The 12,359-nt window shown below is 59.2% G+C and carries 8 protein-coding genes and 1 pseudogene; 3 read left to right on the forward strand and 6 right to left on the reverse strand.

The features are described from left to right. Nucleotides 1–240 precede the first annotated feature (240 nt). From SO139_RS43260 to SO139_RS43270, 3 genes are all read right to left on the reverse strand, one after another. Nucleotides 241–3,054, reverse strand: a complete 2,814-nt coding sequence (locus SO139_RS43260; RefSeq protein ID WP_498541941.1) for a hsp70 family protein — start codon at nucleotides 3,052–3,054, stop codon at nucleotides 241–243. Between the two features lie 22 nt (nucleotides 3,055–3,076). Then, nucleotides 3,077–4,909: an Hsp70 family protein gene (locus SO139_RS43265; RefSeq protein WP_474804904.1), complete on the reverse strand. Its 1,833-nt coding sequence runs from the start codon at nucleotides 4,907–4,909 to the stop codon at nucleotides 3,077–3,079. Nucleotides 4,910–5,023: 114 nt separating this feature from the next. After that, nucleotides 5,024–5,644 (reverse strand): DUF2760 domain-containing protein, encoded by a 621-nt coding sequence (locus SO139_RS43270; protein WP_498541942.1) that lies wholly within the window; start codon nucleotides 5,642–5,644, stop codon nucleotides 5,024–5,026. A 677-nt stretch (nucleotides 5,645–6,321) separates the two neighbouring features. Between SO139_RS43270 and SO139_RS43275 the strand changes: the two are divergent. After that, nucleotides 6,322–7,257, forward strand: a pseudogene (locus SO139_RS43275) (DUF5996 family protein). Between the two features lie 691 nt (nucleotides 7,258–7,948). Here the strand turns inward: SO139_RS43275 and SO139_RS43280 are convergent. Continuing rightward, the gene (locus SO139_RS43280) at nucleotides 7,949–8,200 is read right to left on the reverse strand and encodes a hypothetical protein (RefSeq protein WP_474804790.1); all 252 of its coding nucleotides are present in this window, start codon (nucleotides 8,198–8,200) and stop codon (nucleotides 7,949–7,951) included. A 781-nt stretch (nucleotides 8,201–8,981) separates the two neighbouring features. On the opposite strand from SO139_RS43280, the gene SO139_RS43285 reads away from it, so the two are divergent. Both SO139_RS43285 and SO139_RS43290 read left to right on the forward strand, forming a co-directional pair. After that, entirely contained in the window at nucleotides 8,982–9,494 is a 513-nt protein-coding gene (locus SO139_RS43285; protein WP_474804793.1) for a Phasin protein, read from the forward strand. A 273-nt stretch (nucleotides 9,495–9,767) separates the two neighbouring features. Further along, the gene (locus SO139_RS43290) at nucleotides 9,768–10,595 is read left to right on the forward strand and encodes an alpha/beta fold hydrolase (protein ID WP_474804799.1); all 828 of its coding nucleotides are present in this window, start codon (nucleotides 9,768–9,770) and stop codon (nucleotides 10,593–10,595) included. Nucleotides 10,596–10,967: 372 nt separating this feature from the next. On the opposite strand, the gene SO139_RS43295 is transcribed toward SO139_RS43290, so the two are convergent. Together SO139_RS43295 and SO139_RS43300 are read right to left on the reverse strand one after the other, a co-directional pair. Beyond that, on the reverse strand, nucleotides 10,968–12,137 hold the full coding sequence (locus SO139_RS43295; RefSeq protein ID WP_474804796.1) for a sensor histidine kinase: 1,170 nt from the start codon (nucleotides 12,135–12,137) through the stop codon (nucleotides 10,968–10,970). A gap of 32 nt (nucleotides 12,138–12,169) precedes the next feature. After that, on the reverse strand, nucleotides 12,170–12,359 hold a 190-nt coding region (locus SO139_RS43300), incomplete at its 5' end, for a hypothetical protein (RefSeq protein WP_498541943.1).

Below are 12,359 nucleotides of genomic sequence, written 5' to 3' on the forward strand. Positions count from 1 at the left end.
CACAGCCGCTCGGCCGCATCGCCGCTGACGCCAATACATCGGATTACTGCCGCCCTTTTTCAACGGAATCGGCCCTTAGCTGGCGGACCTCGCTTGGGTCAGCATTTGTACGGGCGGATTTATGAGTACGCCTTAGTAGAAATATTGACTCACGTCAAAGCGGTGCGGCGGCGACCGTGCTTGCGACTTCATCACGCTTCTCGGCGGCGTGGCTGCTAGCGGCGCGGGCCTTGCGCATGTCTATTCGATCAGGATCAGACCAGGAGGGAGTGAATCGTCGTATAGACCGGCCCGATCGGATCGTCCGATCGGAACGAAACCTTTGATTTTTGCGGTCTGCAGCGCAGGAACGCCGGATTTCTCCAGCTTGCCGGCAATCAGGCCGCGCAAAGACATGGGTAGATCCAGGCTCCGATCGTCGACAACGCGCGCGGCCCGGAGGAACAGAATCTGCAGGTCGAGCAACTCCGGCGTGGTCCAATCGAAGCGCTGGAAAGCCTGATACGCGTGCTCGACGAGATCGGGCGAGACGACACTCTCCGGCCCTGCGTAGAGCGGAGTGCGGCTGAGCAGGAGCCCGAGCGCCGCAAGATAAGGAGCGCAGTGCCGCTTGGCCCGTGCAAGCGTCACCGCGATGTCGCAGAGGCAACGCACCAGTTCCGCCTTGGTGTCGTCGTGGATCAGTTCCAGGGATCCAGCCAGACGCACGAGTTCGTCGGGCGCCCTGCCGCTGCGGATCCTCTCGATCTCTCCGGCCATAAGCCTAGTCTGGCGTTCGCGCGTGAGCCCGCCCGCCACCCGGCGCCAGAGGATGTATTCTTGGCTCTTGATGCGCCGACCAGGAAAACACGGACCATCATCGTGCACCCGCCACAGGGCATCGATACGAAGGTCGTCCCGGACAACGCCGAAGCCCGGGCGCAGCAGGAATCCAGCCATGATGAGCCAAGCCTCTTCGTGGTCCGCGGAACGTCGTCTGTCGTCCCGCCGCTCCTCAAGCGCAGGCCAAAGGGCGCGCAGCAGGGGCCCGTTCCATTCACCTCTGGCAGACGCGATGATGCGCTCCATACCCTTGAGGATCGTGGCAGCAGTAATCTTGTTCTTCTTGTTGTTATTGGCAGGCTGGGTGAACACGATCCCGATCTGCCTACGTGCCGTTACCAGCGCGTCCGCTGAAGCGTTCGGTTCAATCGGAGCGTTTGCCTCCCGCGCCCGCCCCGCACCGGGCGCGCCCGCGACGCCTTGGACGTGCTCGCGCATGTTGAATTCCAGCGGCCAGGACTGCTGGAAGGCGGGATCGGCGCTGACGCACGAGATGTGGAGCAACCCCAGTGCGTTCATCCGCGCTGTCAGACCGACGGACAACATCCCGCCCGTTTCCGGACCGGATAGCTCAGCCGTCCTGACGATGGTCTGGAGTGGGGGCAACGCGTGAAATTCGCCTTCGGACCAGGAAACGATGTCTCCGGCCCGGCTAACGTTCTTCCGGGTTGAGGAATAAGCCTGGAAGCGCACCAGCTGATCGGTGCGAAGCTTAAGCCCAAGATCAGCGATCTCAAAAAGCTGCGACGGCGCTGCACCCTGAGGAAGAACGCATACGAGGGGCGGGCGCACAGTCTGGCGATCCGTTGCTTGTATCCCCTCCACTTCGAGAAATATCGCAGCGGCGGCCCCAGCGGCGATGCGACCCGAACGGTGGTGGAGAAGGGCACCAAATCGCGCGGCTCCACGCGCCACCGCCAAATCCGGCTCCTCGTTCTTCAGAACTTGGGGTACGAAACCGTTCTGCCAGCCTCCGATCTGCTCGCGGAGTCTTTGGCGCAGGAGCGGCGGTCGGACGGATCCGCCGTTGAACAGGACGGCATCAATGCGCGGGCCGTCGTTGAGGAATTCGGCAAGGTGTCGGGTTATCGCGCTGTCGGGAGGATAAGGAAGCCCCCATTCCCTCAGTGCCGCCTGCGTCCGGTACGGCCGCGCCGCCGCGTCGCAGAAGGGAAAAAATCCGTCCAGCAATAGGTTCTCGACTTCCGCCCGCATCACCGTCGCCGTCTGCGAGCCGCCGACCATGCCCGACCCGCGACCGGCCAGTGCAACAACGAACCGCTCATCCGGCGGCCCCGTAGCGGCGAGCGCGAGCTCTTTCAGATGACGGCAGGCGGCGACGAGCTGATCCCATTGCGGGCCGGAAAGCCGGCCGCCCGCCCCAGCAAGCCGCGGCTCCAGGAAATGGGCGACGGCAAGGTCGACATTGTCGCCGCCGAGCAGCGTATGCTCGCTCACCGCGACACGCCTGATGTCAGGGTCCGGCATTTGCTCGTTCAGGCGGACTTCAAAAATGCTGAAATCCGACGTTCCGCCGCCGATATCGATAACCGCCACGTGTCGCAGCCCAGCATCGCCGTTGTCGGGCTGCTGCCATAATTCGCGCGCGGGGTCGTGGCTTTCCAGCCAGCAATAGAACGCAGCCTGTGGCTCTTCGAGCAGTCGCACATCACTGGGGAAGCCCGCTTCCTCTGCGGCGGTAATCGTCAGTCGCTGCGCCGCCGCATCGAAGGAAGCCGGAACGGTAACCGTGACGTCCTGATCATCGAACGCAAAGCCGGCCTCGGCAAACCGGCTGTTCCAGATCCCCCGCAAATAGTTCAGAATCAGTGCCGAGGCGCGTACCGGCGAGATTTTCTGCTCACGTGCCAGAACCGTTGATCCCCATGGCAGAAAAGGTGCCAACCGGTCGGCGGCGTGATGGCAAAGCCACGACTTCGCGGAATGGATGACCCGTCCGGGCGCTTCGCTTGCCTTTATGCGTGCAAAAAGGCCGACGATCCATTGTCCGGCTTCGACCTCCTCACTGCGGAAGTGTGCCGCGACCGCTTCCTCTGGGAGGTACAGGAAAGAAGGTAACGTTGGCTTCTCGGTCAGACTCGTCAGGCCTTCCCATTGCGGGACGAGAAGGACTTCTGGCGTCCCCTTGCCGACCAGTGGCGCGAATGCGAGTGCGGAGTTGGTCGTGCCGAGATCAATACCGATGGCGAAGCGGGCGCGGTCTTTCGTCAAGAATTACCTCCAGGGGCGGCCCCTATTCCGTGCGGACCTGGAACTCAACCTTCCATCGGCGATCGGAGTTCGTGTGCCGCATCCAAAGCTCAAGGATGCCAAGTTCGGTGACGACGGGACTGACGCGGACTGGCACCACCTGCCCCATCGGGACGTCAACGGCTGGGATCGCGACTTCGAGTAGGCCAGCGTCATCAAGGTCACGTTCGGCGTCGGGGAGTATCTGTCCCGGCGTATCGCCGCTTCGTACCGATGAGGAGAAAAACCGAAACTCCGCCGTGCGGCCGGTGACAAGGCCGAACTCGCGTCCTTCGATTAGCAGTTCCGTGCCTTCCTGCATCCCCTGCGGGACAACACACAATGCCTTGAGCGGCGGCTTGTAGCCCGGAACGGCGGGCATCGACGCTTCCAGGCCGATGTAATAGGAACGCGCCGCGCCGGCCTTGATGCGCACGCCCTTGCCAGTGGCGCGGTGGCGTCCGTAGATCGCGCCGCCGCGTGCGACGGCGAGGTCTGGTTCGAAACCCTCCAATTCGCGGACTGGCTGGCCCCCATTCCAGGACGCCAGCAGCTCAAGCACCCGGGTACGGATTGGGGCGGCCTTGAAAACGCCCCCATTGAACAAGACCGCGGTCGGCATCAGCACCTGCGCGTCAGCCGAAACCTCCACCAGAGCGGCAAGCTTTTCGCTTGCCTTTACGTTCTGCAGACTCCGAGCGAGAAACTGGGCGATATGCTTGCTGACGACCGGGTCGGAAGCATAGGGCAAACCGAATTCCTGCAGCCCTGTCATGCGGCTCTCGTGCGGCAGGTCGTCGACACTGGTTCTAGCGAAAAAACCGTCGACGACAACTTGCTCCAGTGTCTCGCGATCGAGAGTCGTTGAGACAGTTTTAGCAAGCAGGCTGGAGCCGCGCGACGGGACCGCGATCGGCGCCTGCGCCAGCCCGGCATCATCAAACAGCACGATCTTGGCTTTGGAGGCGGCATGCACGAGCGCCAGGAACTGCCAGGAATCCAGTCGTTTGCCCGCGGCCTCAAGCTTGGCGTTCAGCGCATACGCGAGCGCCAAATCCATATTGTCGCCACCTAGCAGAATGTGCTCGCCGACGCTGACGCGCTCAAGCTCCAGCTGTCCTTCGACATCTGTGACCGCGATCAAGCTAAAATCCGCTGTCCCACCACCCACATCGCAGACCAGCACGATGTCGCCATCAGCAATCAGTTTTCGCCATTCTCTGCCCGTCTGCGCCATCCAGGCGTAAAATGCAGCCTGAGGCTCCTCCAGCAATGTGACGTCCTCAAGGCCCGCAGCCTTGGCAGCCTCGGCCGTGAGGCTTCTTGCGACCTCATCGAACGAGGCAGGAACGGTTACAACGATCTCGCCTTCCGCGAAGTCCCAATCCCGCCCCTGCGCCCGCTCGGTATGTAGCACCGCCTCCCTGAGATGTTGGAGGTAATGGCGCGAGCATTCGAGTGGCGAGAGCTTCTCTTCCGCGATGTCGGATCGCCAGGGCAGAATCTGCTGCTTCGGGTCGATATGCGGGTTGGACAGCCAGGATTTGGCGGAAGTCACAACGCGATCAGGCACGAGCGCCCCCCGCTCGCGCGCGAACTGGCCAATGATCACGCGCTCCCCGGCATCATTCCAGGGCAGAGGAAAAGAACTTTCCGGGAACTCCTCGGAGTGCGGAATATAAACGGCGGACGGCAGTGTAAGCATCTCGCCGATTTGTTTCGGCCCTACGGTCTGCGCGATTTCGATAATCTTGGTCTCACCACTCTCGAGATCGGCGATCGCGATTGCGCTGTTGCTTGTGCCGAGGTCGATAGCAAGACTGAAACGAGCGCTCATAAAGGGTGTCCTGGTTGTCGTCCTGTTAATTCGCGTCAATAGCCGCGCGTGATGGAAAGCGCCGATTGTACGTGATCCGAGTCGGCGCCCGGCAGCCGGCCGATGCGGACCCGCTTATCTCAGTTCCACCTCCGCCGGAGCGATTGCTGGAAGTCGATCGGTCGAACTCCACAAAACGCGCGGTAGATTCACCGCATCCGTTTTCCAGCCGTGGTGGACAAGCACTCCCCAGAACGGCGCCGGGCCGCTGATCTTGCCCAGCAGTCGGTACTCGTCCGGCGAATAGCCAGCGGCGACCTGCACCATCGATCCCTCTCTCTCTGCGCGCACGGGGGAGATTCGGAAGTGCTCCAGCAGGGCGGTCTTGCATCCGGCATGGACCACGCGCGCGGCCGCCCCAACCTGTGCGTCATCATGCGCGTTGATGTCGTCCATCAGGAAATCGACCAGCCGGCCCCTTGCCTGCAGCATCGCCAAAAAGCTAACGATCTCGGCGTCTGCCCGGGTTACGCGAGTCGTAACAGGCATCGGTCGGGCCGCCTCAGCACCAGCACTTCGGCTATCCCGTGACGGGCCGCGCCAGGCCATGATCGCTATCAGCGCGACAAGGCTCAGCGCCACCGCGCCACCCGATAGGTATATTTGGAATGCGCTCGCTGCCGGCAGCAATTCCAGAGCGTTCACCACGACCAGGAGCAGGACCACTATAATGGCGATCGCTTTCATCGCATGCATGTTTAGTCGCAGCTCCCTTTTGACCCGCATTAGCGTTGATTGACGCTTGTCCCTCAAGGCTATGCGGCACGCCGCCTGGAACAGGTCAGGCCCGATCTCGCCGCGTCAGCAGAGCGGGCAAACCTAGCCCGCTGTAAAGCGCGGGCGCGGACCCGGTTAGGTTTCCACAACCATCGAGAGGTAAGCAAATCACACTTTGCTGCGGTGCACGAGACGAGAAGTGGGTCTGCGCTCACGTGCCTTCGTCCTCCACCGATGTCGATATTGGTGGCAAAGCGGACACCACCTTACCGAGCGTCCGGTAAGAGCCTTTTTGTGATGGGGTGGACGCACTGTGTCGCGGAGTAGTCGCCGAGCCGCATCAAGCCGAACGGCAGATAATAGAGTGCGCCTCCGAGTGCGAAGTAGAGTAACAGCGTCAGCGCATTCGTTGCGGAAATTTTCGTGGACCGCTTTGCGCCACAAGCGCCTACACTCGGTCCCGATGGATATGCTGAGTACGTCGGTTAGGCCCAATACCAGGCTCTGTCTTCGGTGCGAATTTGCGCATTATGGCGTCACAATGGCAGACTAGCTCTACTCGCGCTTCATCGTCTAGCTTTGAGCGCGAATGGACCTCGCCTAACATCATCTCGGTGCTGTGACCACCCGGGTGGAGCTTAGTTGGAGGAAGCACTGTGAACGCAAACTGGCCAGACATCCCGTTCGAGAACTGGCGCGAGACATGTTCCGCGCTCCATATGTATTCGCAGGTTGTGGGTAAGTACCGACTTGCACGAACGCCTTGGCTCAACCATTCCTGGCACGCGACCCTCTACGTTAACGCACGTGGGTTGACGACTTCGCTGGTACCGGACGGGGCTGGCATTGAGATCACCCTTGATCTCCGGAAACATGCCGTCATCGGAGAAGCAGCAGACGGGCGCACGACTGAGCTTCCGTTAGGACCGATGTCTGTGGCTGACTTCTATGCATATTTCCTCGAACTCGTTCGGCGTATTGGGGGCACGCCGGAGCTTCACGACCGACCCAGCGAGGTGCCCGCTCCCATCTCATTTCGCGATGATCGGCAAACGAGACCCTACGATGCTGCAGCCGTGACAAGGTTCTTCGAGGCGCTCGTGCTCGCCAACAATGTATTCACCCGATTTCGAACCGGCTTCGTCGGAAAGGCTAGTCCCGTTCATCTCTTTTGGGGCAGCTTTGATTTAGCGGTCACGCGCTTCTCCGGACGCCCCGCGCCCCTACATCCGGGTGGCATTCCTTCTTTGCCGGACGAGGTGACCCGCGAGGCATACAGTCATGAAGTCTCATCGGCAGGTTTTTGGCCGGGCGGCGGCGGCACGGACTTTGCGGCCTTTTACTCCTATGCCTATCCCGCTCCTGCAGGTCTTGCGGACGCGAAAGTGATGCCCGATGGAGCCTACTTCGACCGGAAGCTCGGAGAATTTCTCCTGCCTTAAGATGTGGTGAGACAATCAGCTGCCCCGGAGGTAGCGCTGATGGCCTTCCTGGAGAGCACATATCTGGCCGCAGCCGACCTCGGGCATTGGGATCGTAGAACCCTCGATTGTCCCACTGGCGTAGCCCGCCGACCGCGGCCATTGAGCTAAGGGGCCCAAGGTCCCGCAGCTGATTTTCAACTTGAAGACAGCGAAATCGATAAACTCTGAATTATCGGCAAGCGTGATCGCTCGCGTCGACGAGCTGGTTGAACAGCTTGGTCGCCATGTCGGCTTCTGGTTCGCTGATATGCAAACCAGATGGTTTCGCTGTCTGGTTCTGAGGTGATGTGTTGAAAAAGTCGCACTCGCGAAAGCACCTATAGCGCCAATAAACCAAGTGGCATGACCTGGACGGCCTTTATCTTACTGTTGGTGATGGCGATCGCAGCCTCGAAGTTCGTGCGCCACTTGCCAGTGCTCGCTCAATCTTCACCGATGGCCTCCACCGATCGCGATGAGAACTCGCCCAACCCGAATCCCATTAGCGCAGCGATATTTTAGCACTTTCAAGCGCTTGGGGCCAAACACCAGCCAATAACTGGTCGCTAAAGGGATAGGGGCCTGTACCGGGAAGAAGTGGCAAAGTGACATACTCTCCCGCTCGGGCGCGCTCAAGCATGCCCGGGAGTGCGGATGAGTTATGTTCACTTTTGGACATACGAAAAGCCCAACGATCAGGACTTACGGTTGCAGCAGCGACAAGATGCGATGCCGATCTTGCTGAAGGCGGCGCTGATTCTCACGCAATCCGTCCAGTTCGGCTTGAGCGTTGCTGGTGTCTTGATTCTGCCGTTTCAAACTAATGACCAACGCCTCCTGTTCCTCGCCGCTCACCCTCAACGACCTCGCGCTCCAGCTGTCTCAGCTCATCCAGAAGTGCGTCGTTTAACATCACCAAACGCGCCGCCTCTCCGACAAGCGACCCCAGCGAGAGGGATGCCGAGGCCGCCAACCTTGTAGGAAGGTTTTCTCTCGGCGTGGTTTCATTGGAGGCTTTTACCGAGAGTATGGAGATGACTAGCTCTGTCGAGAGTCGTTCCTCTGCCAGCATTGAAACGCCCAGCGGTTCAAGTTGCCCCCGCTCCCTTCGAATCCAACCGATTCAGGGATCAGGCTCGCCTAGGAACGGAGGGTAGCGTCCACCGTTGCTTTAGGCGGAGCGCGGCACGGTTTGCTTGAGAGTGCTCAAACCAAAGCGTTTGCCTCGATCTGCCAAAACTTCGCTGTGCGCAAACGTAAGAACAAAAGGGCAAAAACATGGGCGATAAGCTACCGCCTCCACCGAGATTTATGGTGCGGCAGGCATCTCAGGGTTGGATGGTCTACGATCGACAACGTAAAGGCCCCGCATTGTTCGGGACTGATCTAGGTCTGGCTGTCAATTTGACGAAAGACCAAGCCGAGCGCCTCGAGCGGTCGCTAGCTGCGGACCTGAGCCCAAAAGACAATTCAATGGTGTCAACGAACCGATCGCTCTTGGTTAGTCGTTAGCGCAATGTGTGCCCGCTCCGATTACTTAGTCTCTAGACTTCCGTTAATACGTCGCAATGCTCCCCCGGGGTGCCTGCCAACAGCTTTTGGGCTTTCCGTTTTGCCGCCGCGTCGTTGGCGCATTCAAACTCCACCGCACCGACTAAGTCGCCGAGAGCTAAACGTTCGCTCGGTTGGAGTTGCTACCTAAAATCAACGTCGACCGCCAGAACGTGCGATTGAACGTGCGATTGATCTCAGTTCATGCGGACATTTCGAGGGTTTGGAACGCCACATCGCAAAGCCTGTTGTCTTTTCAGAAATGACCGTTGTGGTCGCACCCCATTTTCTTGGAGCGTCAGATGAGCAAACGCAAATTGGCAACAGCGTCAAAGCGCGTCCGCAATCCTAAAAAGGCCGCGCGAGCCCAACGGAACAAGCAGGCCATTGTCAGAAGCCCGAAAGTCGATTTTCTGCGCTTTGTTGCAGCGACCCCGATTGAACCACCTCTTAAGCTACATGACGATCCAAAACACGATGCTCCCCTCATTGAGACCCGGGTGGATGCGTTGCCAGGTGACCTCAGTCAGAGGATGAGTGATAGCGATCCGGCGAAAGGCTTCGATTTAGCGACAACAAACATGCAGGCTTATCAAGCCAAGCTTCTTGAGATAGCCCAGGCCAACGGGCAATTTGCTTTTGAGTTCTGCCTGAGGCTTATGGCGATCAGGTCACCGTTCGAATTTGTCGCCGTCATTGCAGAATTCACAAGCAGGCGGATCGACATGTACGGGAAGTATTCGAAAGATATGACTGCATATCCGTTCTGGGGCATCGCGGCGGCCCGGGAGCTCACGTCTCTGCCGCGACGATAACTGTACCCGTTGCGGCAAATGAGTGGTCGCATATACGCACGCGCGGCCGGGAAGCGCGGCTGAAAACGAGGAAGCAGGAATCCTCGTCCGTCAGGGGCCCGCTCCCAGAGTAACCCCGCTAGTGCGGAATATCCAAAGGTTGACGATGTCCACGACTGAACCCTGCTGATCATTTTGGCCGGACTTGTCGTTCTGATACTCAGCAACATCGCATTTCAAGTGGCGGCGGAGCGAAAGAATCCCCCGATCGGGGCCTTCACCGAATGCGACGGAGTGCGCCTTCACTATATCGAACGGGGCGATGCCGCCGCGCCTTGCGTAGTCCTGTTCCACGGGAATGGGACCATGATTCAGGATCTCGTCCTAAGCGGTCTGGTCGACCGTTTGGCCCACAACTATCGCGTCGTTTGCTTCGACCGGCCGGGGTTTGGCTACAGCCACCGTCCGCGTACGCGGATCTGGACGGCCACAACGCAAGCCTCCTTGTTCGCCAAGGCTCTTCATCAGCTGGGGGTGCGCAATCCCGTGGTGCTCGGCCACTCCTGGGGAACGCTGGTGGCGATCGCACTGGCGTTGCGAAGCGGCTATACCGTGAGTGGGCTTGTGCTTGTGTCCGGCTACTATTTTCCTACCTCTCGGATGGACTTTTGGCTCATGTCGGGTCCGGCACTGCCGCTGCTCGGCGATCTGATGCGCTATACTATCTCTCCGATCATATCGTGGGCCATTATGCCGAAGCTGATGCGCACGCTGTTCGCGCCGCGTGCCATTTCGCCGGAATTCAAGAACGAATTTCCGATCTCGTTGGCTCTCCGGCCTAAGCAGTTGAGGGCGGCCGCCGAGGAGAGCGCGTTCCTTATTCCAGCTGCCGCGCAAATGCAGTTTCAATATCGGGGTATCCGGTGTCCAGTTAGGATCGTGCATGGAAAGGGTGACAGGCTCATCGAGGCCGACCAGTCGCGCCGCCTACACGAAATGTTGCCCCGCTCTTTGCTGCATCTGGTAGAGGATGCCGGTCACATGGTTACCTATGCAGATACCCCGGAAATAGCGGATGCCGTGGCGGCGCTGGCGCTCACCGCACCGGCGAGGACCGCGTAGGCTTTCTCGTTGCAATACGTCCGTCCGCAGACGCAAATCGGAGATCGCGATGGCTCCGTCACGTCAGCAACGGCTCTTGAGCGGACATCGCGAAGACGCGGCGACCTCCGCGGAGCAACAGGTCTTCGTCAGTTCTGCACCAGCTTGATCGTTGAGACGGGCCATTTGCCGATATGGCCAGCGAGGGAAAGACGCAAACCGTGCGCTTCGTCAAAAATAATCCCTTGACCGTCCCTGCTTTACCGTCTGTAAGCACGCATCAATTCGGTCTCGGCTTTGTGATATTCCCTCATAATCGCGGCGGCATGCTCTTGGGCTCGGGGCATTGCTGGCGTCTCTCAGAATGGGAAGAGTAATTCGGGTGCTGATCGATCAGCTTATAAGTGGAAATGTGAGCGTTGTTGTCGTACCCGCATGATCACTCGCGTTATCGATCGTTCCACCGATCTGTCTAGCAAGAGAGGCAATCAATTTGAGTCCTGATCCGTCTTTCCTCGGGTTCTGCATCCCCCGTCCATTATCCGACATTATCAAACGAGCCTCACCATAGCCGATGCCTCCTACGAGGCTCACCCTGATCCTGCCAGCTTCCGAACCGAACGCGTGCTTTATGCTGTTCATTGCGGTCTCATTCAAGATCAGGCCAACAGGTAGGGCCCTGTCGATATTCAATTCAAGCTCGTCGCACTCGACATCGAACTCGACTTCCTCAACCTGTTGGCTGATCGCGCTGCAAAGAGCGCGAATATAATGGGACAGTCTAACGATCTGGCCCTCTTGTCGAGGAGCAAGCTGATCATGTGCAAGCGAGATCGCATTGATCCGGTTCGCTACGTGGTCCAGCGCCCGATGGACCTCCGCGTCGTCATACCGATGTTTCTGAATGGAAATTGAGGCAAGAACGAGCTGGAAGTTGTTTTTGACGCGATGTTGCATTTCGCGAAGCAGGATTTCTCGCTTATGAGATTCAGCGGCAGCAGCCATCAGCCGTGCTTGTTCAACTGGCCCTGCATTGCGGCTCAGTACGGTTCCTATTAGGGCGGCAGCAGCGGTCAGAAAGTCGGTGGTATCCTCAGTGAAATCCCTCAACGTAGTACTGTCGACCTCCACCACACCCCATGCCGCACCACCGATCAGCACAGGCACGTTAGTCAAGGAGACAATGCCATGCTGCTTTAGGAAATCGGAGCGAACGTATTCCTCTTGCTCGCTGAGGTCTTTGATGCTGACTGGCTCTGCTGTTTGAAATGCTCGCCCGGGAGGCGAACGTAGGCCAACCGAGAAAGTAGCGCTACGGAGAGCGCCTTCCTTCCATCCGATACCTGCGACGAGGAGGAGATCGGATGTCTCAGGACGATATCGAAGAACCTTGACGTGATCTATCTCTATCGCCCGGGCGATCTGGACGACGGCCTGATCTAAAAAGCGCTCCAGGTCGGCATTCTCAACCGAGAGCCGACCGATATCGACCAAAATGCGGATGTGACGCCGAAGCTTTTCCAGCTCGCTGCCATCGCTTCTTTCGTTCGAACCTTCCTCCATTAGACGTTAACGATGTACGCGCCGAATAGTGCCTAGCGGTGTTCTGGTTCCCAAATTCCCTTGGCCGCTGCTAACCCTTCCGTGCCATCGGCGCTGCTTAAGACGACCGGCGACCGACCGGAACTGAAGCTGGTCAACGTCGGGGCCGCCGCCATCGACATCGGATCAAGGATGCACATGGCCGCGGTGAACCCTGCTTGCACCGACGAGCCGGTGCGCTCT

This window comes from Bradyrhizobium sp. UFLA05-89, from assembly GCF_059803475.1.